General features: G+C 49.6%; 27 protein-coding genes and 1 riboswitch. Of the genes, 4 read left to right on the top strand and 23 right to left on the bottom strand.

Features of this window, described 5'->3' with window-relative positions; translation table 11 throughout:
* Nucleotides 1–353 precede the first annotated feature (353 nt).
* From MESINF_RS07765 to MESINF_RS07760, 3 genes are all read right to left on the bottom strand, one after another.
* Nucleotides 354–1250, bottom strand: a complete 897-nt coding sequence (locus MESINF_RS07765) for an EamA family transporter (RefSeq protein WP_231936673.1) — start codon at nucleotides 1248–1250, stop codon at nucleotides 354–356.
* A gap of 175 nt (nucleotides 1251–1425) precedes the next feature.
* The gene (locus MESINF_RS13735) at nucleotides 1426–1560 is read right to left on the bottom strand and encodes a hypothetical protein (protein WP_269460642.1); all 135 of its coding nucleotides are present in this window, start codon (nucleotides 1558–1560) and stop codon (nucleotides 1426–1428) included.
* Nucleotides 1561–1584: 24 nt separating this feature from the next.
* Nucleotides 1585–2634 carry a sodium ion-translocating decarboxylase subunit beta gene (locus MESINF_RS07760; RefSeq protein WP_169700943.1) on the bottom strand — a complete coding sequence of 350 codons (1050 nt, stop codon included), beginning with the start codon at nucleotides 2632–2634 and terminating at the stop codon, nucleotides 1585–1587.
* 311 nt (nucleotides 2635–2945) lie between these two features.
* On the opposite strand from MESINF_RS07760, the gene MESINF_RS07755 reads away from it, so the two are divergent.
* Nucleotides 2946–3122, top strand: coding sequence for a hypothetical protein (locus MESINF_RS07755; protein ID WP_169699288.1), 177 nt, complete (start codon nucleotides 2946–2948; stop codon nucleotides 3120–3122).
* A gap of 62 nt (nucleotides 3123–3184) precedes the next feature.
* Here MESINF_RS07755 and MESINF_RS07750 read toward each other — a convergent pair whose 3' ends face one another.
* The 10 genes from MESINF_RS07750 to MESINF_RS07705 all read right to left on the bottom strand — a co-directional run bounded on the left by MESINF_RS07750 (nucleotide 3185) and on the right by MESINF_RS07705 (nucleotide 13995).
* Complete coding sequence (locus MESINF_RS07750; protein ID WP_169699287.1) at nucleotides 3185–4075, bottom strand: substrate-binding domain-containing protein; 891 nt, start codon at nucleotides 4073–4075, stop codon at nucleotides 3185–3187.
* 27 nt (nucleotides 4076–4102) lie between these two features.
* A complete protein-coding gene (locus MESINF_RS07745; protein ID WP_169699286.1) occupies nucleotides 4103–5071 on the bottom strand; it encodes an ABC transporter permease in 969 nt (322 codons plus the stop codon).
* A 6-nt stretch (nucleotides 5072–5077) separates the two neighbouring features.
* Nucleotides 5078–6571, bottom strand: a complete 1494-nt coding sequence (locus MESINF_RS07740) for a sugar ABC transporter ATP-binding protein (protein WP_169699285.1) — start codon at nucleotides 6569–6571, stop codon at nucleotides 5078–5080.
* A 5-nt stretch (nucleotides 6572–6576) separates the two neighbouring features.
* Nucleotides 6577–7521, bottom strand: a complete 945-nt coding sequence (locus tag MESINF_RS07735; protein ID WP_169699284.1) for a ribokinase — start codon at nucleotides 7519–7521, stop codon at nucleotides 6577–6579.
* Nucleotides 7514–8362, bottom strand: a complete 849-nt coding sequence (locus tag MESINF_RS07730; protein ID WP_169699283.1) for a BtpA/SgcQ family protein — start codon at nucleotides 8360–8362, stop codon at nucleotides 7514–7516. The genes MESINF_RS07735 and MESINF_RS07730 overlap by 8 nt, the downstream gene beginning before the upstream one ends.
* A 105-nt stretch (nucleotides 8363–8467) precedes the next feature.
* Entirely contained in the window at nucleotides 8468–8911 is a 444-nt protein-coding gene (gene rbsD, locus MESINF_RS07725) for a D-ribose pyranase (protein ID WP_169699282.1), read from the bottom strand.
* Nucleotides 8908–9933 (bottom strand): LacI family DNA-binding transcriptional regulator, encoded by a 1026-nt coding sequence (locus MESINF_RS07720; protein WP_231936913.1) that lies wholly within the window; start codon nucleotides 9931–9933, stop codon nucleotides 8908–8910. Before MESINF_RS07720 ends, rbsD begins: the two co-directional genes overlap by 4 nt.
* Before the next feature lie 426 nt (nucleotides 9934–10359).
* A complete protein-coding gene (locus MESINF_RS07715; RefSeq protein WP_169699280.1) occupies nucleotides 10360–10566 on the bottom strand; it encodes a hypothetical protein in 207 nt (68 codons plus the stop codon).
* Nucleotides 10563–11957, bottom strand: a complete 1395-nt coding sequence (locus MESINF_RS07710) for a sugar ABC transporter substrate-binding protein (RefSeq protein WP_169699279.1) — start codon at nucleotides 11955–11957, stop codon at nucleotides 10563–10565. Before MESINF_RS07710 ends, MESINF_RS07715 begins: the two co-directional genes overlap by 4 nt.
* Nucleotides 11949–12076, bottom strand: a riboswitch (molybdenum cofactor riboswitch). It overlaps the preceding gene by 9 nt.
* Complete coding sequence (locus MESINF_RS07705; protein WP_169699278.1) at nucleotides 12067–13995, bottom strand: ABC transporter permease; 1929 nt, start codon at nucleotides 13993–13995, stop codon at nucleotides 12067–12069. It overlaps the preceding riboswitch by 10 nt.
* A gap of 152 nt (nucleotides 13996–14147) precedes the next feature.
* On the opposite strand from MESINF_RS07705, the gene MESINF_RS07700 reads away from it, so the two are divergent.
* Complete coding sequence (locus tag MESINF_RS07700) at nucleotides 14148–14591, top strand: PspC domain-containing protein (RefSeq protein ID WP_169699277.1); 444 nt, start codon at nucleotides 14148–14150, stop codon at nucleotides 14589–14591.
* A gap of 4 nt (nucleotides 14592–14595) precedes the next feature.
* The gene (locus tag MESINF_RS07695; RefSeq protein ID WP_169699276.1) at nucleotides 14596–15471 is read left to right on the top strand and encodes a hypothetical protein; all 876 of its coding nucleotides are present in this window, start codon (nucleotides 14596–14598) and stop codon (nucleotides 15469–15471) included.
* On the opposite strand, the gene MESINF_RS07690 is transcribed toward MESINF_RS07695, so the two are convergent.
* Genes MESINF_RS07690 through kal form a run of 10 tightly spaced genes read right to left on the bottom strand, consistent with a single transcriptional unit; the run spans nucleotide 15463 to nucleotide 25020 of the window.
* Nucleotides 15463–16365 carry a diacylglycerol/lipid kinase family protein gene (locus tag MESINF_RS07690; protein ID WP_169699275.1) on the bottom strand — a complete coding sequence of 301 codons (903 nt, stop codon included), beginning with the start codon at nucleotides 16363–16365 and terminating at the stop codon, nucleotides 15463–15465. The two genes, MESINF_RS07695 and MESINF_RS07690, sit on opposite strands and share 9 nt — an antisense overlap.
* A gap of 39 nt (nucleotides 16366–16404) precedes the next feature.
* Nucleotides 16405–17190, bottom strand: a complete 786-nt coding sequence (kamE, locus tag MESINF_RS07685) for a lysine 5,6-aminomutase subunit beta (protein ID WP_169699274.1) — start codon at nucleotides 17188–17190, stop codon at nucleotides 16405–16407.
* Nucleotides 17187–18746, bottom strand: coding sequence for a lysine 5,6-aminomutase subunit alpha (gene kamD / locus MESINF_RS07680; RefSeq protein ID WP_169699273.1), 1560 nt, complete (start codon nucleotides 18744–18746; stop codon nucleotides 17187–17189). Before kamD ends, kamE begins: the two co-directional genes overlap by 4 nt.
* Nucleotides 18736–20121: a MutS-related protein gene (locus MESINF_RS07675; RefSeq protein WP_169699272.1), complete on the bottom strand. Its 1386-nt coding sequence runs from the start codon at nucleotides 20119–20121 to the stop codon at nucleotides 18736–18738. Before MESINF_RS07675 ends, kamD begins: the two co-directional genes overlap by 11 nt.
* Nucleotides 20118–21110 carry a lysine 5,6-aminomutase reactivase subunit KamB gene (kamB, locus tag MESINF_RS07670; protein WP_169699271.1) on the bottom strand — a complete coding sequence of 331 codons (993 nt, stop codon included), beginning with the start codon at nucleotides 21108–21110 and terminating at the stop codon, nucleotides 20118–20120. The genes MESINF_RS07675 and kamB overlap by 4 nt, the downstream gene beginning before the upstream one ends.
* A gap of 4 nt (nucleotides 21111–21114) precedes the next feature.
* Nucleotides 21115–21525 carry a MaoC family dehydratase gene (locus MESINF_RS07665; RefSeq protein WP_169699270.1) on the bottom strand — a complete coding sequence of 137 codons (411 nt, stop codon included), beginning with the start codon at nucleotides 21523–21525 and terminating at the stop codon, nucleotides 21115–21117.
* On the bottom strand, nucleotides 21522–22790 hold the full coding sequence (kamA, locus tag MESINF_RS07660) for a lysine 2,3-aminomutase (RefSeq protein WP_169699269.1): 1269 nt from the start codon (nucleotides 22788–22790) through the stop codon (nucleotides 21522–21524). The genes MESINF_RS07665 and kamA overlap by 4 nt, the downstream gene beginning before the upstream one ends.
* Nucleotides 22791–22800: 10 nt before the next feature.
* A complete protein-coding gene (kdd, locus tag MESINF_RS07655; protein WP_169699268.1) occupies nucleotides 22801–23832 on the bottom strand; it encodes an L-erythro-3,5-diaminohexanoate dehydrogenase in 1032 nt (343 codons plus the stop codon).
* A 14-nt stretch (nucleotides 23833–23846) separates the two neighbouring features.
* The gene (gene kce, locus MESINF_RS07650) at nucleotides 23847–24662 is read right to left on the bottom strand and encodes a 3-keto-5-aminohexanoate cleavage enzyme (protein WP_169699267.1); all 816 of its coding nucleotides are present in this window, start codon (nucleotides 24660–24662) and stop codon (nucleotides 23847–23849) included.
* Nucleotides 24655–25020: a 3-aminobutyryl-CoA ammonia lyase gene (gene kal, locus MESINF_RS07645; protein ID WP_169700942.1), complete on the bottom strand. Its 366-nt coding sequence runs from the start codon at nucleotides 25018–25020 to the stop codon at nucleotides 24655–24657. The genes kce and kal overlap by 8 nt, the downstream gene beginning before the upstream one ends.
* Nucleotides 25021–25266: 246 nt before the next feature.
* On the opposite strand from kal, the gene MESINF_RS07640 reads away from it, so the two are divergent.
* Nucleotides 25267–26283 (top strand): mannose-1-phosphate guanylyltransferase, encoded by a 1017-nt coding sequence (locus tag MESINF_RS07640; RefSeq protein ID WP_169699266.1) that lies wholly within the window; start codon nucleotides 25267–25269, stop codon nucleotides 26281–26283.
* Nucleotides 26284–26285 lie beyond the last annotated feature (2 nt).

Below are 26285 nucleotides of genomic sequence, written 5' to 3'. Positions count from 1 at the left end.
TTGTTCCGGTGCAAATAGAAGAATCACAATTCAATTATACAGTAACCGTTCGCAATGATCGCATGCGCGTGCGGGACATGGATAGATAAGAGGTATGAGAACAGATTAATCGAAGTAAAACGGACCGCCGGCGAGTCTTTTCTTCAGCGTTATCTCCAGATCAAAAAAGGCGCGTCGGAAAGCATTCTCTCTTTCCGCAACTCTCTTAAATGAATGTCGGAATGTTCAATGTCAAAGTTATCACCGGGCACAGTCCGATCAATATATTCTTCTGTACTGCCCGTATCTGTCGATAACACGGTTATCCGCGCACTTCCCGAAGTCCCGTACGTTAAATAGCTGTCGCCGTCTACTTAATCGACTCTGATTTTCGATCTCTGTACGATGATGACTCCCACCAGTATGGCCGCCATGGAGATCATCATCAGAAAAGTCACGCGCTCTCCGAGTAAAAGCGCTCCGAGGGTTACCGCGACTATGGGATTGACATAGGCGTAGGTACCGGCCCTTGTCGCGGGCCACTTTTGAAGCAGGTAAATATAACTGCTGTAGCCTATCAAAGAGCCGAAGACTATGAGATACACGATAGCATACAAAGAGTTTGTGGTGAATCTCACCCTAGACAACTCTCCGGAGATCAGGGAGGTTATTGTCAGTCCGATTCCACCTGCAAACATCTGTATTCCAATTTTGACCACGATCGAGCCGTTGCCCCTGACTTTCTTGGAAAGCACCGTTCCTGACGACCAGAGGAAGCTTGCAGCAAGAAGCACCGCAACACCTTCGAGGTTTATTGAACTCGAGTCTCCAGATGGATGCAACAGGAAATAAACTCCGAGAAAGCCCAGCAGGAGACCGAAAACGCTTTTTAGGGTAAGTTTCGTCCCCTTTATGAAGAAGTGTTCGAGAATCGCTACGAATATCGGAACGGTGGCGATCATCAACGAGGCCACACCCGAATCGACCCACTGTTCTGCGAAGACTACCAGGCCGTTGCCGCCCAGAAGCATGAAGAGGCCGACTGTCGAAAGTAGTGCGACTTCTTTGAAACTCGAGGGGAAGGTCAAACTTCTGATCTTTGAGAAGAGGAGCATAAGACCGCCGGCAACGATAAACCTGACGCTGGCGAAGAACATCGGGGGCATATCCTGAACGCCGATCTTTATCGCCAGATACGTCGAACCCCAGAAGAAACAGACGAGCACATACGCGAACAAGGCCTTACCGTTTTCGCTCAGGATCTTTCCCACAATCTATCACCCCGGCAAAGAAAACCGTCCGTATGCGGACACAGCTTATTGATGAATTATGTACAAACCGGACGGGAGATGTTCGTTCGCTTCACGAAACATTGTGTGACAGATAGATCAACGGCAACAATTCTGGCCCGGGAAAGCCCCTGTTTCCAGGTAGGCTTCTGCCCTATTAGTCGGTTTTCTTTTTCCTTGAAGAAGTCCAGACAAGCAATTTTATCATTATGAAAAACGCGACAGTGATGAGAAAAGTCGTCGGATACCCCTCGACGAATATCGCAAGACTCTTGGATACCGCTTCACTCATGCCAATCCCTCCTTCCGACTGCACTCAGATGAAGAGAGCCAGAACGATGCTTCCAGCGAGAACTGAACCTATCTGCCCTGCAACGTTAGCTCCGGTGGCGTACATAATGAGGAAGTTGTTAGGATCTTCTTCCAGGCCGAGCTTATGAACAACGCGTGCCGACATGGGAAAGGCCGAGATTCCGGCCGCCCCAATCATGGGGTTGATCTTTTGCTTACGGAAGAGGTTGAATATCTTGGCAAAGGCTATTCCGCCCATTGTATCGAGAATGAATGCAACCAGTCCCATTGCGAGAATAAGGAGCGTCCTCGTGTTAAGAAAGGCCTGTGAGGTCATCGTGGAACCTATCGTTATACCCAGAAAGAGAGTTATTAGGTTGGAAAGCTCGTTTTGAGCCGCGTTGCTCAGTTTGTTTAGGACTCCGCACTCGCGGATCAAATTTCCGAACATAAGCATTCCAATCAGCGCAACGCTCACCGGGGCAACTATACCGGCTAGAATCGTGACGAAAATGGGGAAAAGTATTTTCACATATTTCGGCACTTTCTCGGCCCTGTTGTCCATCCTGATCCTTCTCTCATCTTTCGTGGTCATTAATCTGATTATCGGCCTCTGTACCACAGGCACGAGCGCCATATACGAATAAGCGGCTACCGAAATGGGACCAAGCATGTGTGGTGCCAGTCTGCTGGCTACATAGATTGATGTCGGGCCGTCGGCCGTTCCGATTATGCCTATCGAGATGGCCTCTCTTATATCGAATCCAAGGATCGCGGCCACTATTATCGTCAGGAAAATGCCCAGCTGGGCCGCCGCTCCGTAGAAGAACATGATCGGTTTCTGGAGAAGCGGGGTGAAGTCAATCATGGCGCCGATGCCGATGAATATCAGCGCGGGGAAGAGTTCGTTCGCGATTCCCGCCTCGTAGAGAATCGTCAGCACTCCGTGCTCTCCTATGGCTGAAGAACCGGGAATATTAGTGAGGATGGCACCGAATCCGATCGGAAGGAGAAGCATAGGCTCGTAATCTTTTTTTATGGCCAGGTAGATCAGGATTCCCCCGATGGCGAACATGACCAGATTGCCTATGGGTATCGCAAAGTTTGAAAATAACTGCTGCACAGAACTTCCCCCTTTTTCCTATCTTAAGTTAGTGTTCTACTTCTGATTTTTGAACCTCGCTGATTTTCAGTATAATACTATCTCATTTTCTATGCCATTTCAGCTTCGCGATTAAAATAGACCTAGAAAACTTCATGATTCTCCCCGTTTCTTATGCCTCTTGGCAAAAAATGGCGTGCCATTCCCATCTCTTTGTGTGTGATCTTACCCCTGTCATAATACCACCTCCAGTTCCCATACTTAAGTTTGGAAGCATAGGGTCGGTGGCCGGAACTATTTCTTCGGACAATATAACGTTCATTTTCACGAGCACCTCGGGAGAAAGGACCGTTCATTTCACCGGCAAGTTCAGCAGAAATTCTATGCACGGAACGGCCATCGCTTACGACAACGGCACTTACGTTTCGGGACCCCATAACTGGACGGCGCAAAGACAATAAAACCTGATACACCACACAAAAAACGGGCGCCCTTAAAGACGCCCGTTTAGGTTAACCCTGAATTATTTTAGTTCTTCGATGGTGATAAGCTTGAGTGGAATTATGACCTTAGGCTCGACGGTCGCTCCGTTGATTATCCTCTGTGCCGCCACGACGGCCATAGCCATCTGTAATGCGGGCTGCTGCTGAACTGTGGCGACCATTTCTCCGGCTTTGATTGCAGCCAGAGCATCGTCGGTGGCATCGATTCCCACGATCTTCAACTCAGAAAGTCTGCCGGCCGCTATTGCAGCTCTCACCGCACCGAGAGCCATTTCGTCGTTGTGGCCGTAAATGCCGTTGAGTACGGGGTTACCCTGAAGGATATCCTCTGCGACAGTCGCACCCTGTTCTCTCGAGTAATTCGCTGTAAGGGATGCTACAACCTGGATATCCGGGTATTTCTTGAGTTCATTTAAAAATCCCTGCTGCCTATCGGCAGCCGACGGTGCGCCGGGAATTCCCTCGAGAATGGCGACCCTTCCCTTCCCGTTAAGAGCGTTAGCCATTGCAACTGCGGCCAGCATTCCAGCCTCTTTGTTGTCGATATCCAAGTGCTGTGCGACAACTCCACCGTTGGACGGTCTGGTGACAGTAATAACGGGTATGCCTGCCGCATTGGCCTCGAGAACGGCCGGAACTATTGCATCGGAATCAACGGGGTTGATTATGAGGACATCAACTTTTCTAATTATCAGATCCTGGACCTGAGAGAACTGCTTCTCCGGAGAGTCCTGCGCATCCAGAACTACGAAGCCCAGTCCGAGTTCGGCGGCCTTCGCTTCCCCGCCCTCCTTCATGGTTACGAAGAAAGGATTTGCCAGGGTAGAGACGGCAAAGCCGATAGTCTTTACCGCCATGCCTGTTAGTGCCAACAATCCCACCATCAGAACTAAAAGAATTACCTTCTTCATGTTACCCCTCCTTTTCTTTTCTAGTGATCAGTCACTGCGTTTTGCCAGTACTGCAACAAGGATAATTACACCTTTTACGATCTGCTGAAAGAACGACGATACGCCAACTAGATTCATTCCGTTATCAATTACACCGATCACCATAGTACCCAGAAGCGTACCGAGAACCGTTCCTATACCCCCGGACAGGGAAGCGCCACCCAGAATAACAGCAGCGATTACGTTAAGTTCAAGACCCTCGCCAGCGGTGGGCTGAGCCGAGAGGAGTCTGGAAGTGATCAATATACCTCCCAAAGCGCTCATCACGCCAGATATAACAAAGGCGAGAACTCTGTAACGCTTGACAGGGATGGCCGACAGCCTAGCCGCTTCGCGGTTTGCTCCTATCGATTTCATATAGACACCGTGCTTAGTTCTGTTCAGAACGAAAAACGCCAATATGAAGATTCCGGCGGCAATGATGGATGATACCGGAACGACTCCCAGGTATCCAGCGCCCATGATTCCGAAATCTACGGGTAACTTCGAGATCGGTTTCCCGCCGGTCCAGACAAGGGCCGTACCTCTTGCCACGCCCAGCATCGCGAGCGTTACGATGAACGATTGGACCCTGCCGTAAACTGTTAGAATTCCGTTAACGATTCCAATTCCCGCCCCCATGACGAGACCGGCCGTCATAGCCAGACCCAGATTGCCTGACGCTTTCAAAACTACTGCCGTTGTAACTCCGACAAGCGCCGCTGCCGAACCTACCGAGAGATCTATCTCTCCGGTGAGGATCACGAAGGTCATGCCTATAGCGACTATTAGCGTTATCGAAACCTGCCGGGTGATATTCAGTAGATTCTTCGAGGTAAAGAAATAGGGAGACAGGAAAGAGAAGACTGCCATCAAGGCTACGAGTATAAGTATCAATCCCAGCTCGCCTTTCAGGAGTTTCTTGATCTTCGCCCAGTTCACATTCTTTCTCTCCCCGATTTCAATTTTCTTATCCATACGCATTCAACCTCCAAGCGCTACTGTAAGTATTTTCTCCGTTGTAAGTTCCTCACCGGCAAGTTCTGAAACCACGCTTCCTTTACGCATTATCAGCACCCTGTCGCATACTCCGCTCATCTCTCTGAACTCCGAGGACATTATCAGTATTCCTGCGCCGTTGTCGGCCAGGGAGTTTATCAGAGAATATATTTCCGTCTTCGCACCGATATCTATTCCACGGGTCGGCTCATCGAGTATGAAGATATCGGTCGCTCCACAAAGCCACTTCCCAATAACCACCTTTTGCTGATTTCCACCGGAAAGGTTCTGCACAGGCATTTTTACATCCAAAGGTGTAACTTTAAGCTTTTCGGCCGTTTCTCTGGCGATCTCGTAGCGCCTTTTGTAGGAAATGACTCCCCGCTTCATGGAGAGCGCCAGATTGGCGATAGTGATATTGTGCTCGACGGGTAGCCTCAAGAATAGACCCTGAACCTTTCTGTCTTCCGGCACAAATGAGATACCACGCTTTTTAGCGTCGCTAGGCGATGCTATCGCCGTCTTTTCCTCCTTCACCTTTATCTCGCCCGCCACCTTTCGATCGACTCCGAACAGACCTAATGCCAGCTCGCTCTTGCCCGAACCTATGATCCCGGTGATTCCAAGTATTTCGCCTCTATGAAGCTTGAAAGAAACCGGTGCGGCCATGCCTTCGCTCTGGAACTCACTGGCTTCAAGCACTGTCTCCCGGCCGGGAAAGCCGTTTCGTCTGGGGAACTCCTCTTTCAAGGTTCTGCCCAGCATGGCCCTGATCAGGGTTTTGAGATCTACCTCCCCGATTTTGAAGACGCCGGCGTTTTCACCGTCCCTCAAAACGGTTGCCCTGTCGCAGACCCTGAAGACTTCATCCAGATAGTGAGAGATATAGATCATGGTGACTTTCTTCCTCTTCAGGTCGTCCATTATGGAGAAAAGAGTATCGATCTCGGCTTTGCTCATACCTGTTGTCGGCTCGTCCAGAAGAAGTATGTTGGCGTTTATCGAGAGTGCCTTCACTATTTCCACGATCCTCTTCTGTCCCAGTCCGAGGTCCGATACCGGCGTTTCCGGAGCTATTTCTATGCCGAAGGTGTTGAGATACTCCAGAGCCCTTCTGGTAAGTTCCTTCTTCTTGAGGTTGCCGAAGAAATTACCGACCGGTTCGTGCCCCAGAAAGATATTCTCGGCCACAGTTAAACTGTCGATTAGGCTGAGTTCCTGGTAGATAGCTCCGATTCCTTTCTGGCGTGCATCGACCGGATCTTCTATCACGATGTTCTTTCCGTGAATCAGGATCTTTCCAGAATCCATCCTATGGACGCCGGTCAGGATTTTTATGAGCGTCGATTTTCCCGCACCGTTCTCGCCCAGTAGGGCATGAACTTCGCCCTCGAAGAGTTCGAACTGAACGTTCTTGAGTGCATGGATTCCTCCAAAGGATTTATTTATCTCTTCAAGCTTAAGTACTGTTCCAGCCACCCTTATCACATCCGCTTATCCATGAATTGCCTTACTCTCTCAGGGGACGGTATCGAAGTCTGGGCTCCCGCAATCGTAGTGCTCAATGCTCCGGCACAGTTGGCAAGCTCAAGCGACCTCTCGATCGAACAGCCCTGTGCGAGCGAGGCAGCAAGAGTCCCTGAAAACACGTCGCCTGCCGCCGTCGTGTCGATACATTCCACACTCAAGGGTGGAAACTCCACGATTCTGTCTTCGATGCAGGCTACCAAGCCTTTATCTCCTAATGTTATCACCGGCAGTTTGAAACCCATCTTCTTCAATCTCTCTATCGCGACTTTTGCATCGGCCTTGTTTTTTATCTCGACTCCGGTTATTGTTCTGGCCTCGGACTCGTTCGGCTTGATTACATCCACGAGGGGCGGAATATCGGCAGGGAAAGGTCTGGAAGGCGCCGGTGCCGGATCGACGATCACGAACATACCATGCTGGCCCGCCAGTCTTATGGCATGGTATATGCTCTCAAGATTTATCTCCATTGTCAGGAGCAGGATCCTGCCGGGCACGAAGAGGTCCGAGTTTTCGAGTATATCCCCAGGCATCAGAAAGGCATTACTCCCGGGAGTGAAGGATATCGAGTTCTGGCCTTTGCTATCCACACGTATAATTGCGATACCGGCTGTTTTTTCTCTGTCCATAAGTATCCTGGATGTATCGACGCCCCTGGAAGCCATCTTCTCCAGCAACTCCTTGCTGAAACCGTCGCCTCCCAGTTTTGAAAACATCGTTACCTTCGCACCCTGCACAGCGGCCGTAACTGCCTGGTTTCCACCCTTTCCTCCGGGATAGGTGTTGAAGTTGTCCGTCACCACAGTCTCGCCCGGTTCGGGAAGATGGTCCATCACCATCACCAGATCCATGTTTATACTGCCTATGCAGAGTATCTCGCCATTGAATTTGAAGTCAATCATCCGAAAGCTCCCTTCTCAGAGAACGAATCTTTTTCATGAAACTCCCGACTCTCTTACCATCCACGGGATTCTTCCAGTTGTTTTCCTCTTTAAAAAAACTTCCTACTATCGCACCGTCGGCGAAAGATAGGAGTTCTGAGGCATTATCCTCCGTCAGCCCGCTGCCAATTATCACCGGTACTTTCACACTTTCCGAGAACCTCTTCACCTTTTCAGGAGTTGGAGCCTTTCCGGTTTCAAATCCCGTGACGATAAGAATCTCCGCTCCCTCCGACTCTGCATCTTGCGCCTGTTCTTCGATTGTCCTGTCGGATACGATGAAATGGCTTCCGTGCTTTACGTTGACGTCGCACATGAATTTGATGTCGTCGGCCCTGAGCGAGTGCCTGTACCTGGCCAACTCCCCACCTATTCCTTCGGTGAGCCCGGCATGCGAGATGTAAGCGTTCACCCATTCGAAGACTCTTATCCATCTGGCACCCGAAGCGATGGCCGCCGCAAGAGCTATCCTACCCCCATTGAGATGGCAGTCCACCCCGACGGGAATCCCGACAGCCTCCCCAACTCTGGCGGCAACAACCCCAAGGGCCGAGGCAGTTTCCGGACCGATCCTTTCTCCCTTCAGGTAAGGAAAGTCCCATATGTTTTCGACCTGCACTCCGTCAACGCCGTTGTCCTCAAGTATCCGCGCCTCCTCGAGAGCGATTCTGGTTATCTCCTTCATTCCCATGATCGACGGATCGTAGCCGGGAGAACCTGGCAAGGGTCTGAGATGGACCATTCCAATAATTGGTTTATTTACTTTGAAGATTTCGGTCAGTACTCCCTTCCTGTCGCTCATACTATTCCACCTCCCGGCCTAATACATAAATCAACGGACATGTCAGATAAACGTTTAACTACAACCGCGATAATCAAAACGTTCAATTGTCTGATACTGGAAAGGTCAGAAATCCACTCCGGAAACCAGTATAATGTTGGCGTAAGGTGTGAACTCACCCGTTTTGACGAAGACTTTAACTTCCTTGCCTTGAAGTGCCCCGTTCAGCACCAGATCCTTGAATTCCGGATGGGGGATATTTTCTTCAACGATATCGTTTCCCTTGTTTTTCACCTTCGAAATCACTTCTTTGAGCTCGGCGTAGATATGGGGGCTCACAGTCTTTGTTTCGTTCGCGATTATCACCTTTTCGATCTCCAGCTCCTCCAGAACCACCTTCACGACATCTACGAAGCGGGGTAAATTCCTGCCCACCGATACATCGATGCAAACGGTGTTTTCATGTCTGGGGAAGGGGAAGCCCCTGTCGGTTATTACCAGCATGTCTCCATGACCGAGCCTCGCAACTTCTCTGGAAAGATCGTTGTGCAGTATTCCTTTCGTTTTCATTGGTTCACCTCCGGTATTCTTCTGCTAAGGGTCGATTCCCTCACTATTAGATTTGAATCTAGTTCTATCTTTCTCGTAAATACGCTCTCCCGTCTGGATTTTTTCTGTATCTTCTCCAGTAAAAGTCTCATAGCAGTTTGCCCGGCTTCGAATTTCAGCTGGTTTACGGTAGTCATCGCGGGAACAACCAGCGACGAGTAAAGCACGTTATCGAAACCGGCCACCGCGATATCTTCAGGGACCCTCAACCCTCTTTCTTTCGCCGCTTCTATGGCACCCCAGGCCATCATGTCGTTACCGGCGAAAACGGCTGTGGGACGGGGCTTTTGCTCTATAATCAATCTCATGGTATTGTAGCCGTCTTCATATTTGAAAGAGGCGTAATAAATGGCTATCTCTTCTTTTCCTATACCGAACTTCTCAAGTTCGTTGCAAAACCCTTGCAATCTCCTGACGGCCGTCGGCACTTCTTTGGGACCGGCGATGCAGGCGAACCTGCGGTGGCCGTTCTCTAAAAAATGCCTTGCCAGTTGTGCCGAACCCTTGAAGTTGTTGGTATAGATGATATCTATGAGTGGATTCTCAATAGACAGGTGCCGGTCGAGTATCACCATGGGCATACCGTTGGAAAGCTCGGCAAGAACAGTCTCTTCCATTCTTGGAGCGACATTTATCACTCCATCTACCCCATGACTGTGAAAGGAATTGAGTGTCTCTTCTTCTCTAGCCTTTTCTCCATCGCTGTTACAGAGGAACATCTGATAATCGTGTTCTAGGGCTACGTTTTCCACGCCCCTGGCTATTTCCGCAAAATACGGATTTGTTATGTCTGGAACCATGAGACCCACCAGGAAAGATTTCTTTATTTTGAGACTCCTGGCGATCTTACTTGGCCTGTATTGAAGATTATCTATTGACTCCAGCACTTTCTCGCGTAATTTGGGACTCACATATTTTTTGCCGGAAAGTACGTTGGAAACCGTCGCTATAGAGACGCCGGCAAGTTTTGCGACATCTTTCATGTTAGACAAAAATACTCACCCGTTTCATGGTTAAACGTTTAGTTAATCGTTTAACAAGAGAATACTACTTCTCGCCACTCTCTGTGAAATCCAATTAGTCCATTCTATAGACGTCTAAAAAAGATTAAGAGCGATTATCGAATCATCGCTCTTAATCTCTTAAAATTTCGCCTTCTAATATACTTTGGAGCCAACAATTTTGAGTTTTCCACTATTTGTGTTCATTCCATGCCGATCCTAGATGAACTTTACCATCTTCGCCGATCAATGGCTTCCTATTGCAGGCATTCCCAAATCTCCATGGATTGCCCAGAACCTTTTTACCATAGATGGCGCCGAAGGGGGAGACTTTCGAATATACGTCATCGACCTCTACTTTCAGCAGGTTCTCTTCTCTAATACCACCGACACATCCTTTGACGGAGATCAGAGAAATCGCTTCGTATTCGGTTTAATCACGGTCATTTCTGTACGCGAACGGGGTTGTATTCCTTCGAAAAGGATCACAGCTCTCAGCGAGGGAAAATTGCCGCTATCGAAGACGAAGGTCGAATCGTTGTAGGCAACGGTAATACCGGCTATCGAAGTGATCGCAGTCAGCAACACGAATATTATCGTGAGCAGACTTTTCATTGAACACCCCTTGAATTTTCGTCTATGGTTTTCTGCCCCTGTTCCAGCACTTCTCTCACTCCCAGTCTGTCGGATATGGCCAGCCTTATCAGTTTCCACATAGTGTCTTTGTAGAGTTCGTACAGAGTATCGGCCGGCAGCGGGTAGCCTCTCTCAAGGCTGCTGGATATAGCAAAGTTCAGCTCCAACCAATCAAGCGCTTCCTTTCTCGAGGGGATCTTGTAGGAAGCCTTGCAGAAGCTCGCCTGCACGTACTTCGATGTGAGAAACTCTATCAGTCTTCTGGCCAGGATGGGGTTGCGAGTCTTTGAGGTTATCGCAAGACCCTTGTAGTCCAGAACGGGCCTCAAAGGTTCGGGATAGGGAGCCAGCCCGAAATCTATACCTATTTTCTCGAACTGCTCTATCATGTAGGAACCAGATAGTATTATCCCGACCTTTCCCGAAGCGAAGAGACTTATCATCGGGTCTCGCTCGAGAGCTCTGAAGGTGCCATCATTGACCTTCTCGACCAGATAGTCGAGCGCCTCTTGCGTGGAGCTATCTAGAACCGTAACTCTCCCTTCCTCGATCAGATCTTTTTTGCCAAATCCTAGCTGGAAAGGGATAAACCAGTAGGCCGAATAAATATTCCAGCCGGCTCCACCGCTCGCGGGATTTTTTGAAATATTCTCGAGATCTTGGAGCGTCCATTCGGGATCGATTTCCCCCACGAGTTCACGGTTGTAGAACACCAGCTGACAATCGAAATAGAAGGGGATGGCCCACAATCTCCCTTCATAGTTGAACGAAGATAGACCAGATAGACCATGTGTGGGAATATAATCGAGAGATTGAATGACCTCCTCATATACCAGTCCCGGAATATCGCTCGACTGAACCATGATCACATCTGGAACTTCGCCACGAGCCCTGACAAGTGAGATGAGTTTACTTGAAGCCTTCGGGACTTCCCGGGTTTCGATTCTCAGACCGTTGATAGAGGAGAATCTCTCGATAGACTCTTTGAGGGCTTTTATGCCCTCCCAATCAAGCCAAACCTGCAGGTAATCGTTATCGATGGGTTCGCCATAAACGATCACGGAAAGTATCTTTAGACTTTCTCCTTCCAGATGGAGAAACCAGTCGCCGCCCTTCCACACGAGAAGCGAGTCTGTCGGTACGTCCGAAAACTGACCCCTTTCGGTTTCCACAAGAAACCTCTCTCTTTCGACAACCGGCGGGAGAATCTCAAAAAGCGGTATTGCTTTTCCTTCGGGAAGGTCATAGCAGTACTGTAGGAGCGAGCCGTCCCAGCTCCTGATCAACTCGTCGTTCAGCAACACTTCGAAAGACAGGCAGGACAGAGTAATCAAAAGCCACAACAGGACCGTCAGTTCGCGAAGTTTCAAAATATACCTCCTTTCCAAGCACGGGAGGCATGACCGTTTCCAGTCACACCCTATCGGCATTTCTCCAAGGGAGGCAGCAAAATCCTTTCAGGAGGAAATGCTCGGAGGATTATTCATAATTTTCCGATAACGGAGTCTTACCAAGATATCCTTTAAAAGTATAGAATACAACACCCATAACTAGCAAGTTTATTATGGAAGCCGCACCGAATATGTTCCACTGAGGATTACCAGAACCGAGACTGCCGACATACGTGTAGAGCTTGACTCCCATCGTGTATTTACTATCGCTCAGTAGGAATAGAAGCGGTGCCAGGAAACCGTTCCAAGCGCCGATGAAGGCCACTATGAACGAGGTCGTCAGCACCGGTCTGGATAGGGGCAGGAGTATCCTGAAACCAAAGGAGACCGTTCCAACTCCGTCGATCCTCGCCTGATCCTCCAGACTCTCTGGCACGGATTCTAGGTAGGTTCTTATGGTGAAAACCGAAAATGGTATAGCGTGGGAGATATAAACCAGTATCACCGGAAAATAGCTGTCTATCATTCCCAGTGATCTGAATATGGAGTACAATGGAACCAGTGTGTGCATACCACCTATCACGCCCACGATGTTCAATATGACAACTACGATGTCCGAGAGCGAGTTTCTGAGCTTCCTCAAGGTGAGGGCAAACTGAAATGTGAGTAAAGGCACGGCCAGTCCAGTAACGAGAGAAACGAAAAGGGTGTTTAGAAGAGTTGTGATTATTCCTTCCTCTCCTACCACCCTCACGAAATTATCCAGAGTGAAATATCTGGGGAGAAATGTGTCCATGTAAGTTGTCGAAAGTCCTGATAGGCTTATCCAGAACAGAACGAAAAGGGGAAGGACGGAGGCGATCAGTACGCCCGCCAGAACGATCCTGGTGAGAAGTTTCAGAACCCTTTCGCCCCTTTTTACAACGGTTGTACTACCCTTCTCCCTTCTGAGTATCAGAAAGACTATCAGAGAGATTATCGTGGCCGCGTTGAAGCCTCGGAGGAATCCGTTGAACAAACTGAGCAAAAGGCAGGCTGCGATATCGCCGATTACTATATATTTGAACAATCCCTTCTTCCATATAGACAGGAGGTACAGACCTCCGAAGAAGAGACCTACATAACCGCCGAGCGTTGTCTGCGAGGCAACCACAAGTATGATTAGAAGGTGAGCGTTCAGCTCGACCCTGCTGGACAGAAACCAGAGAATCATCACAAAGGCTACCATCAGAAGCGTCAAAACCGAGTAAGCCGAGGCGATGCCCGTTGAACTTCGACCGGTGAAAATGCCGTAAATAAATATATCCAGTGTTGTAGTGGCACCAATTATGCTCCTCTTTGTGAAGCCTGACAGAAGTGGAGGGCCTCCGTCGGTCATGAGAAAAACCACCGTGAACTCCTTCAAGAACTTTATGAAGTTGATCGTAAACATGGTTATCAGGGCCGGCTTCATCATGGGGAGATAAATACTGAAAAGCACGGTTGACAGGCTTCCGCCGTCGATCTTCGCGACATCTATAAGACTGTTTTGAACAGTGGCCATCGAATCCCAGAGAACGAAGACGGTCAGCGGCAGGCTGAACCAAACACTGACAAAGAGGGCGGCTAGAAACGACGCTATAGGGTCGGTGAGAAGATTTATATCGATGCCAATCAGGTTTAGTATCGAAGTGCCGCCTCCTCCGTGCACGATGGCCCTCCATATCGGTACACCTATATAGACCGGAAGTCCCCACGGAACCAGAAGCGCCAGGTATATCAATCGCCATCTTCTAGCCCTGTTAAGGTGATGGGCTATCAAAAAACCCAGCGAGAGCGAGAGCAGGGTGTTTAAAAGGGCCCAAACTAGTGAAATCTTCAGGCTGTACATGAAATCTTGATCCTGAAATATGTACTGGAAGTTCAAAAAGCTCGGTATTCCATTTATTGTCATAGCGTCGGAAAAGGCCGTGAAGATCGGCAGAAACCCTATAAATACCAATATTGTTATTGCGGGAACAATGAAGATTAATTGCATCTCAACCCCCAAAAACTCAAATCACCGGGATGTTTCGCTGAAAAAGTTCAAAAATCTATGAACAAGTATAAATTTAACAGTACGCATATTATAATGCTAATGTCCATTTTCAATGAGGATTTTATGATAAATCCTGACAGGAGGTGTTTCTCTTGGATACAAGGAAGAGGCTTTACAAATCTCGAAGAGACAAAGTGATCGACGGCGTTGCCGGCGGCGTAGCAAGTTATCTGGAGATCGATCCGGTAATAGTTCGCCTGATATTCGTAGCCCTGATTTTCGCCGGCGGAGCCGGGCTGATAATCTACATCATCGGTATGTTCATAATCCCGCGTGAACCTTTGAACAGTGAAAACAACGTTGTCATAATGGACGAGGAAGGCAAACCAATAGAAGACAAACCAAGAATGGAGATATCCGACGACAAGAGCAAGATAATAATAGCCATTGTGCTAATAATATTTGGTATCGCTCTCTTGCTCGGCACATTCACACCCTGGAACATCTTCAGTGGTGTTTTCTGGAAGTTCGTCATAGGAGCCGTTCTAGTGGCCGGTGGAGGATTCGTCATCTATAAATCCATCAACAGGGGATGATAGCATGAAACTCGCGATGGGGTTGATATTTGTACTCGTTGGGATACTGCTGATTTTCGGTATCTTCACTGGCGATACTCTTCTGAATGCCTTCGTCAACCTTATTAACTACTGGCCTATAATCCTTGTTTTCATAGGGTTGAGCATACTGTCAGGGGTGAAGGGACTCAAGTGGCTGAGGTACTTGAACGCATTTCTAACGGTCTGCTTCATACTCTTCATTTTCTTCTGGCCTTCGGCCTTCCTTTCCGGAAGCAGAACCGTATCGGAAACGACGCTACTGAAAACAACCGAAGAACTCACGGTTGTGGAGATACAGATCGATCTACCCATGGTGAACATAAGGATCGAAGCGATGGAAACGGCGGCTCCGCTTTCCACCGTAGCCCATGTGGATCACACAATCAGGGGAGCAAATCTGAAGATCGAGGAAAGCGGTAGTTCGACTTTGAAGAAATGGACCCTTAAGACCGATTCGAGTCTATCTTGGCTAACCTCGAGCACTATGGTTTTGAAACTCAACCCTGCCTACAAATACATAATCAAGCTGAACACCGCGGCCGTCAACGGGAGTTTCGACATCGCCGGTTTGAAAGTCGAGGAACTGGATGTCAATTGTGCCGTACTGAAAGCCGATTTCAAAGTCCCTGCCGTCTCGAACTCCAGAATCGAAGTTAAAACCGCGATTTCGAACGGGGATATCTTTATACCAAAAAATGTACGGGCCTTCTTGAGAGCGACGGCAGCCATAAAAAATGTGAAGTCCGATCTCAACAATACCGGTTCGGGAGAGGAGTACATCTACGAAAGCGCCGGAAACGAATACAACACTAACCTCTCCTTCGAGAGCGCCATCATAAATCTGAAAGTATTACGCTGAAAGAATACAGAGAGCTTTTTTGTGGACGGAGATTTCCATCGGGAGCTCCCCGACGACTTCTCCGTCCATCTGTATGATAACATCCCTATCGCTGCTCACGGAAATTCTCTCCGATACATGATGGCAGACAGTATCTATCTTCAAATGCTCGCCCTTGTAAATCTTGGGGAAGTGGTACAGCAACCTGATCTTGGCCATATTGGTGACTCCAACTATGTCTATGAGCCCGTCGTCGACGACGGCGTTCGGCGCTATCCTCATACCCCCGCCGAAGTAATTCCCGTTTCCCATGGTCAAAAAGTAGTACCTGTCGGAGAACTCGCCACCGTCTATGGTGTAGTTGAGTTTGTAAGTCCTGGTGGTCAAAAATTCGATCAAGAATGATAAAAGATATGCCATTTTACCGCTGGTTTTGAACCTCGAGCGATTCATCCGATTGGTAACTGCCGCATCGAAACCGGCTCCCACGACGTTCACGGCGAATCTCGCAGCCTTTTCGCCAGAGAAGGTTCTATACCTCACTTCGAAGAGATCGACGTATCGGGTTTTGTTTCCACAGGCGATATCGACCATCTTGCCGTAGTTACGGGTCAAACCGATGCTTCTGGCGAAGTCGTTGCCCGAACCTACAGCTATCATGCCAAGCATGGCACCCGACTGGCTGTTCATGATTCCATTTACGACCTCATTCAGCGTACCGTCGCCCCCGACACTAATTATTCTCTCGTAATCTCCGTGATCGGACACGAAAGACATCGCATCTCCCTGACCGGTAGTGACATGCAAGTCGAAATTACCCAGTCTCTCCCTTATCATTCCCTTTACTGTCGTTTCAAAATCCTTACCAGATTCGCCGTGACTGGCGTTGGGATTAACGACAACCAGAGTCTTCATAAGGATCTACCCCCAGAAAGTAAGCGATAAGAAATTCTATCATAGATTTCCAATCATGGTCTCAAGCTTTTGCACTATGAAAGACGCGACATCCTCGGCGAACGAGCCCGGTCCGAACCCGGCGTCGTAACCGAGCTCTTTAGCAAGTTCGTGCGTGATCCTGGCCCCACCCGCTATGAGAATAATCTTTTTGCGAAGATTCTCGGCCTCTAGAAGTTCGACGAGATCGGCCATGTTCTTCAAATGAACGTTCTTCGCAGTAACGGTTTGGGAGACTAGTATGGCGTCGGCACCGACCTCAATAGCCCTCGCCACCAGCTCTTCGTTCGGTACCTGGCTTCCCATGTTGTAGGTCGTGAAGTTGCGGTACCTCTCCAGCCCGTAATGACCAGCAAACCCCTTCATGTTCATTATCGCGTCTATCCCAACCGTATGGGCGTCGGTTCCAGTGCTGGCGCCGACCACCACCACTTTTCTTCTTATCCTCTCATCTATGAATCTGTCGATCTCCTCCATCGACATTTTCTCGAGGGAGAGTTTCGGAACTTTTATAGAGGAGTAATCGATCTCGTGTATCGACACGCCGTAAGCCACGAAGAAGGTGAAGCTTTCCGATATTTCCCTGGAGAAGACTATCTGTGGCTCTTTGAAACCCATCTTTCTCATAAGAATCTTGGCCGCCTCGACGGCCTCCGGTCCGTTCGGCACAGGAAGCGTGAAGCTCAGTTGAACCTTTCCATCGTTCATGGTGTCACCATAAGGCCTGATCCTGGTCAAGTCCAGCGCTCTATCCGGCTTTTTGCTTTCCAAAGAGTAACCACTCATATGTAAGACCCCCCAAGCATTTTCTCAAGAAATGGATTTCTGTAACGCTCCCCTTTCAAAACCACGCCCGACAGTCCCTTACCTCCTTCGACAGGGCGTCTGACTCCGGCAAAAACTCCCCTCTCGAGCGCCCGGAAAAGACCGTCTTCCTCTATTTCAGTGAGGAGTTCTATTGCCTGATCTAGCACCTGGTTAGCCCTGGCGTGGATTATCCCGTCCTTCTTGAAAACCACTTCATCTCCCAACGCACGCATGTTGTTGAATATGTACTTCGCGTTCTCTATGGCCAGATATCTGTCTCCCATGAAGGGCGTGTGTATCGCCTCGGTCAGCATTCCCAAAAGCTGTATCCCCTGGTTGGTCCAGATTGAAACGACATTGAACAGGGCGTCCTGAACATAACCTTTGAAGATGTTGCCGGTCATGAATTTGGTGGGAGGCATATACTTCAGCGGGGCTTTTGGAAAGATCTCCCTGCTCATCTGGGCTTGGGCCAGCTCGTACAGGAAGCCATTCTCAATATCGGGGTCCATCTCGAAGGCGTGACCGAGCCCCATTTGCTCTTCGGGAATACCGGCGATCAAGGCCAGTCTCTCGTTTATGAATTGGGACGCCAGAACCGTGTGGGCTTCCTGGTAGGCGTCTGCGGTGGTCAGATAGTTGTCTTCTCCGGTGTTTATTATCACACCCGCAAACCCATTTATGACTCTGGAGAAGAATTGATCGATCAATGTTCGTTGCATGTTTATATCCCTGAAAAGTATCCCGTAAAGGGCGTCGTTGAGCATCACGTCGAGACGCTCCATCGCCCCCATCGCGGCGATCTCCGGCATGCACAGACCCGAACAGTAGTTGCATAGACGTATATATTTACCTACCTTTTCGCCCATTTCGTCGAGGGCAGTCCTCATGATCCTGAAGTTTTCCTGGGTGGCGTAAGTTCCCCCGAAGCCTTCTGTCGTTGGACCGTAAGGGACGTAATCCAGCAAACTCTGTCCTGTCGATCTTATGACTGCCACTATATCTGCTCCCTGGCTGACCGCAGCTCGTGCCTGAACGACGTCCTCGTAGATGTTTCCGGTTGCCACGATCACGTACAGATAAGGCCGCGGCCCTTCGCCTAACCTTTCGATGAGAGCCTCTCTTTCGAACCTTCTGTCGCGTATCTTCTCTATAGCTCTTTGAGCAAAGGGTTCCAGAAATCCATATACCTCTTCTTCCCCACTGTAATTCATGCTCAACAGGTCGAGCCTACCGGCCGATATTTCTTCGGCAATTCTCTGCGGAGATAGTCCTGTCTTCATCATGGCGTTCGCGATGCAGTACGAAGCGCCTTCCTGAAGAAGGTTCCTGGATGCCAGGTGCTCAACGACGATGTTCGGCAACGGTACCCCATAAGAATCCACTCCGTCGATACCCATCAGTCGGCAAACAGCCCGCTCTACGCTCACGGTTGTTCTCCCGGCCACGAAATTCTGTACACCATCCGCGATGTTCACCGCAAGTTTTCTTGCCCGTTCAACCTTTCGAAAATCGAGATCGAGTTTACTTTTCATTTTTTCCTCCATCAAGGTGCTTTTCTACCAGCTTTAAAAAATCATCGTCCATCCCGAGCAGTCGGGCTATGACTGTCCCCTCCCTCGGAAAGCCGGAAAATTCATCTATCTCCTGTACCGTGTGATCTATATAGAAAGAAATCTCCCGCCGTTTTCGACTAGAGAGTTTCCTGTGATCCAAACCCCTGACCATGAGCAGCTGGGCATCTCTGTTTTCGAGCGCTTCTTCGTAGTGCGAAGAGAAGACGGCCCTGCAACCGCTCCCGCGACTGAGGTACTCCATCGCCGCCAACAGAAAGGCAGGTCCTTCCAGCGGGTTGGTGTTCTTTCCGATTTCGTCGAAGAGAAAGAGACCCCTTTCTCCACGGGAGACGATACCTACCGCTTCCTTCAAGAATTCCACCTCTCCGGCAAAGGAAGAGAGACCGTTTTCAAAAGACTGGTGATCGCCGCTGTAATAGACTATCCTGTCGTACGGGGTCAGCGAAGCCTTCTCCGCCGGAACGAAGAAACCATGCTGAAACATCGTCTGGACAAGCGCCAGAGTTCTTAAAAAGACAGACTTCCCCGTCATGTTACCTCCGATCACGAGAGTCGATTTTCTCAGAGAGAGCGAATAGCTCTGGAAGACTTTATTTTTTTCCGAAAGAATGCGTGCCACTTCGGGGTTGAAAAGCCCTTCGAAAGCGAAGGCATCCTCCACTATCGAAGGTCTCACCAGTTTCAGCCTCGCATTCAAGATCGCTTTGGCCAGTGTTAGATCGATATCGCCCACCCTGTTCAGAGAGAGCGATAGATTATCCGAAAACACTTGCAGCTCTTTCGAGAGTCTGGCTCTAACCTTAGATTCTACCTGAGCGTTCATCTCCAGCAAGCCGGCCGCTCTCTCCCTGTCGCGCGGATCGTCACTTCTCTGACACTGCGCGATTTTTCTCCTCAGTTCCGGCAGCGACTCGTCGAAGAGATCGGAGATGTAGAAACTCTCCAGCCCTGTCTTTTCTGGATCGAGAAGACCGATCACGGCCGAAAGGTCGGGAAGTCTCATCCATCTAGGACAGTTGCCAAGACGTTCTCTGAGTTTCTCGTTCCAGATCGCGAAGCTCTTTATTTCGAAGAGTTCCACCTCGTCAAGCACCGCTCCGGCCGTCAGGTTTTCCAGAGTAGCCGAGATATCTCTGAATCTAGAAATTATCGAAACGACCTTATCGGGATTGGCCGCTATCTCCTTCATGTCCTCTTGACGGTCGTACTCTTCCTCTATCCGGCTTCGCTCCGTCAGGAAAGAGATACCGTAAAGCCTCTTTCTACCCATAGGGGTAAATGTCTCGACCAGTCCCTTTATGTACTCAAACCCGCAGCCGGCCGAAAGATTCATCTGTTTTCCTCCTCCAGAATATTGAAGACCGGTACCGGCAGCAACTTCTCCAGCATTTCTTTCAGTTGACCGGATCTGAGGGAGTAACCCGAAGGCGATACGGGATTGATAGTAACGGCCAGAAGTCGCACCCTGCGAATCACGTTAATGCTGCCACCGACCTTCTCAAAAGATCTCAACGATTCTTCGTCAACGAAGATCCTCGAAAAGTCCCTGACTACCAACCTCACACCCGGCACCGTCAGTTTTCTGAGAGTCATGGAAGTCAACGAACCGTTCACATAAACGGTCCTCCCTGAAAGATCGAGGCCTGGCTCCAAAGAAAAACTCGAAGCCGCGAGGAGCTTCGTGTCAGATCCATCCACTATCCAGACACCATTACCGAGAACTTCCATTCTATTTCCAGTTTTCTTTTCCACGCTGGGTAGAGTGATGATCTTCACCTTATGGATAGTTCTCCTCACCAACTCTACAGGACTGACCGAAAGGGCCGCACCCGTAGCCAGAATTATGGCGTCAGCCACCGCCGGCGAGCCGGGACTCAGTCTGGATGTAGAACTGTCAACAAAGACCCTCCGCGCGCCGAACTCTCTGAGCAACTTCACTGTCTGTGACAGGTAATCTACTATCGAAGGGCCGGAGACTATGACTTCCCCGTCAGACAGCGCCTTTGCAAAAACGGTGCGCCCTAGAGGGGAGCGGAAATCCCTTACATCCAGAACGACAGCCGGAAATTGGCGAGACCGGAAATCCTTTTCAGACGTTGCAAAAAGGTTGCCCCTGCGAAGAGTGACCTCGGGTTTTTCTGTGAGATATACCTGGTCGTACCTCTCCCCCTCCAGACCAACCGAGGTTATTGCGGTAATGTCCGATTCATTGGACAGCCCATTTATAAGATGGTTAAGAACGACCGTTTTGCCAGTGTTCTTCTCCATCCCGACGATCGAGACAACCGGATGAAGGCTTGCAAGTTCGATCAGATGCGACACTTTTTCACTCTTGCATGAAGAGGAGAAGCGCCTCCCCGTCAACGGCGATCTCTCCGGATGATTTCTTTACAGTGGTCCTCACCAGAAGTCTTTTTTTCTCTTCGATCTTCTCCAGCAGCTCTATATCGATCTCTACCTCCTCCTCGAGATAAATCGGCTTGAAAAACTTCACATCCTGCTTCATGTATATAGAACCTGGTCCGGGAAAGTCGTTGCCCAGTATGGCGGAAATTATCCCCACCGACAGCATGCCGTGAGCGATTCGACTCCCGAAACGTGTCGTTTTCGCGAATTCCTCGTCCACGTGGACCGGGTTTTTATCACCCGTTATGGCGGCAAAGGCATCAACCATTTCCGTCGTTATTATCTTCTTGACAGTGTACTTTTGACCCACCTTGAACTCTTCGTATCTCATTTCAACACTCTCTTTTCCTTCCAGCGTTTGATTCTTTCGCGTCTCTGCAAAACCGTGGGCTCGAAACTGAGGCCGTTTCCGTAAAGAAGATCGGAAACTCCCGTAAAGGTGTATCTCTCTTTATAAAGACTGTCATCGACATCGCTGGCGGTATCCTCCGGTTCATGATAAGTGGTTATAACACCTTCGTAATTTCTCAATACTACAACCCTGTCGGATTCGGAGATGTTGTACTGCGGCATGACCCTGATCTTACCGCCGCCACCGGGAGCATCAACGACGAAAGTCGGAACGCAGAAGCCGGATGTATTTCCGATCAGGGCTTCCATTATGCCAATACCTTTCCTGATAGAAGTTCTGAAATGTCCGATCCCCTGCGAGAGATCACATTGGTATATGTAGTATGGCCTGACCCTTATTTCCACCAGCCTGTGGACCAGCTCCATCATTATGTAAGGCGAATCGTTTATTCCCCTTAGGAGAACCGATTGATTGCCCAGTGGAATGCCGCCGTCTGAGAGCATCTCGCAGGCCTTTTTCGAGTCCGGCGTTATCTCCAGTGGGTGGTTAAAGTGTGTGTTGATCCATACGGGATGATACTTTCTCAGCATGGTGACCAGTTCGGGCGTTATTCTCTGGGGTAGGACCACCGGGGTCCTGGTGCCCAACCTTATTATCTCTACGTGCGAAATTCTGCGGAGCTCGCTCAGTATATACTCCAGGAAGTCGTCTCCCACAAGCAATGCATCGCCACCGGAGAGGAGAACGTCTCTCACTTCGGGAGTTTCTTTAATGTAATCCACTGCCGCGTCTATCTCCTTCTTGGTTCTGGGCCTGTCTAGCTGACCGGCGAACCTTCTCCTGGTGCAGTGCCTGCAGTACATTGAGCACTGATCGGTGATGAGAAAAAGTACCCTATCTGGATAGCGGTGAGTCAGACCGGGAACGGGCGAGTCCTCATCTTCGTGGAGCGGATCTACCATATCCCACCTGTCTATATTCAACTCCCTGTCTGTCGGAACGGCCTGTCTCCTTATCGGACATCTCTCGTTTCTCTGGTCCATGAGAGTCGCGTAGTAAGGAGTGATGGACATTCTAAGCGTTCTCAGACACTCGGAGATGCCTAGCGCTTCCTCCTCGGTTATCTCTATTACCTGCCGGAGCGCCTCAACACTTTTCACTCTGTTTGCCACTTGCCAGCGCCAGTCGTTCCACTGCTCGGATGTGACATCTTTCCAGAGCGGGATATCTCTATAATCTCTCATATGTCTCACCTCAAACGTATAATCTCTCGAATAACTCTCTGATGACCGCAGACTCTCTCAAAATGTTAAGCGCAAGGGAAGCATGGCCTCTGGTGTAACCGTTACCGACAATCATGGTTATATCTTTGCCGACACCTTCGGCCCCGAGTGCGGCTCTGGCGAAAGAAGTCGCCATACTGAAGAAGTAAACGATCCCCCCATCGCGTGTGATTAGAATCGAACTCATCTCGGTCACCTGAACATTGACGTTGTTTATCACGACGTCGCAGAGAGCTTCTCCGGTGACCTCCTTCACTTTTCCGTACACCTCGAGCGGCCTGGTGGCGTCGGCAACTATCGTATGATCGGCCAGCCCCATTCTCGAAAGCCTGTCGGCATTTTCGGGCGAATATTCTACCGCAATAACCCTTCCTCCTGCCCCAACTTTCTTCTTGGCCTGGTAACAGCAGAGCAGGCCGGATTTTCCACCGGCACCGATAATCGCCACGTTCATTCCCGGCTTCACTAGTCTATCTACCTGGGCAGGCGCACCGGCAACATCCAGAATGGCAAGGGCCAGTCTATCGGGCATATCTTCGGGCAGCCTGGCGTAAATGCCACTCTCAAAAAGTATGGCCTTACCTCGGATATCTACCTGGTCTTTATCCATGTGGATCTTCTCTATCCTCTCTATCATGAGGGGCGTTAAAGACAGTGAAACCAGGGTTGCTATTCTGTCGCCAGTTTCGAGGCCCCTACCCTTCAGGAGGCTCCCTATCTCCGCAACTCTTCCGATCAACATGCCGCCAGAACCCGTGACCGGGTTCTGGAGCTTTCCCCTGCTCCTGACGATATCGGTTATCATAGCGGCGACGGCTTCTTCGCTGTCTCCGCAAACACCCTTTATCTGCGTGAAGCTAGCCGAATCGACGTTGAGTGTCTGCACATCTATAAGTATCTCATTATCGCTTATGCGGGGTGTGTTATCAATACGTTGCGCCGCCTGAGGAAGACTCCCCTTCGGCTCGATTACTCTATGACTCCCGAACGGACAACCTTTCATGCTTACCTCCCGCCTTATTTCCTTATTCCCAGTATGGCTCTGGCCTCATCAGGAGAGGCGATCTCTCTTCCTAACTCCCTCGCGACTCTGGTGATGCGTTCTACCAGCTGGGCGTTTGAAATCGCCAGCTCGCCTTTTCGGTAGTATATATTGTCTTCAAAACCCACCCTTACATGGCCTCCCATCGGTATGGCATGAACCGCCAACGGAAGCTCATAACGTCCGATACCTGCCACCGTCCAGGTGCTGTCTTGAGGAATAGATCTTACCATATATAACAGATCTTCTATGTTACCGGGGCAAGCACCGGGAACGCCGAGGACGAAATCGAAATGAACGGGCGGTACAAGAAGCCCTTTCTTCACAAGTCTCAGGGCGTTCTCTATCATTCCGCGTTCGAAAATCTCTATCTCTGGCTTTATTTTACGTGAGAGCATCTCCAGTGCGAAATGCTCTATGATCTCCTGAGAGTTGAAGAAAACATCGTTTCCGAAGTTGCAGGTCCCTGTCGAGAGTGTCGCCATTTCGGGATCGAGCTCCAGAGGGCCTCCCCTCTCCTGAACTGTGTGCCATACCGCGCCGCCGGTGGAGGGCTGGAAAATGATGTTGCACTTTTCGGCTATCCTCTCCCGGATCTCGGCGTACACCTCTTTTCTCTGGGTAGGTTTTCCGTCTATTTCGCGCGCATGAACGTGAACTACGCTCGCGCCGGCGTTGTAACAGTCGTAAGCCGCCTGCGCAATCTCCCCGGGTGTTATCGGCAGGGCCGGTTGTTGCACTCTTGTCACCTCGGCCCCCGTCAGGGCTGCCGTTATTATGAGCTTACTCATCTTTTTTCCTCTGTTTGTCCAGTGGAACCACGCATGTACCGCTGGCCCTGCAAACGACTACTGGCTCGTCCAGAACCTCGGCGGCCGAATCGCTTATGTCCGGTCTGGCCTGTATAACCTTTGTGGCCGTAAAAACCATCTTTCGCGATGTTCTGCCTCTGGAAACTATCTCGCCAGCAACCTCTATATAATCGCCAGCATAGACGGGAGACAAGAATTCGACACTGTCGTAGGCCCTGAACAGTCCTTCATCGCCATCGCTTCTTATTAGCAGCTCGGTCGCAACATCACCGAACAGCTGCAGGAGTTTAGCCCCATCGACAAGATTGCCTCCGTAGTGAGCGTCGTGAAGGCTCATTCTGATCCTGAGAATCACTTTGTTCACTTTGCATACCCCCTTTATACAATTTTGCCTTTTCGAGCCTGACCTGGCAAAGTTGACCAACACCGGTTAGAGGCATATGGGACTCAATATTGTCTTCAATGTCTTTCTTTCTTTATCATCATGCGTTATATATCACTATAACTCTCCGTTGTCTCCGCGGAAAATGGCCATTTTCTGGTATGCTATTAACAGCACATCGAGAAAAAAGGGGGAGAATTTATGGTTAAGACCCTCATCATGGCGGGAGGTATCGGCGAGCGACTTTGGCCAGTGAGCAGCGAGAAGAGACCGAAACAGTTCCACCATTTCGGATCTGCCAAAACCATGATCGAAGAGACCATCGAAAGAATGGAAAAACTAACGGACGAACTGCTTATAATCACTACCAGAGAGCAGTTTCCATTGATTCAGTACTACACCCCTCTCTTCAAGGGGGATAACGTTATATTCGAACCGGCCGGAAGAAACACGGCGCCTGCGATCGCCCTCGGAAGTACCAGGTTCGAGGACGACGATATAATGGTAATAGTCCCGTCGGACCACATAATCAGAGATGAAGAAACCTTCCTGCGGACCATGAAGACGGCCATAGAATACGCCGGTAAACACGAAGCACTGGTAACTATCGGAATTACCCCCACATCACCCAACACAGGTTACGGCTATATAGAGAGGGGAGACTGTCTGAATGAGCGCGAAGAGGTTTTCGCCGTCAGGAAGTTCCATGAAAAACCGGACTACGAGACGGCCCAGCAATACTTTCAGTCGGGTAAGTTCTACTGGAATTCCGGTATGTTCGTCTGGAAGAAAAAAGTCTTCGACAGTGAGCTTTCGAAACACCTGCCCGAGCTGTATGAAGCGATGCTGGAGTTGAAAAAAAACCCATCGAGAATCGAAGAGATCTACGAAAAGGTCCCGCGCATATCGATAGATTACGGCCTGATGGAGAAATCCTCGAATGTAGCCACCGTTCCCGCGAACTTCTACTGGAACGATATAGGTTCCTGGGACGCGGTGTACGAACTTCTCCACAAAGATGGGAATGGAAACGCCATAATCGGGAAGTTCTCGATGTACGATGTGAAAAACTGTCTTCTGGTTAACTACACGCAGACCAGAGTTGGTATCTCGAGCATCGAAGGCTACATAGTTGTTATATCGACCGAAGGTACGCTGGTATGTAGAAGGGGCGAGTCGCAGACCATAAAAGAGATCATAAAACAGCAAGGGGGATGAGT

The sequence above is a fragment of the Mesotoga infera genome, assembly GCF_900157305.1.
Lineage (GTDB): Bacteria > Thermotogota > Thermotogae > Petrotogales > Kosmotogaceae > Mesotoga > Mesotoga infera.
The sequence above is the reverse complement of the archived record's forward strand: the minus strand, read 5'-3'. Positions and strand labels throughout refer to the sequence as shown.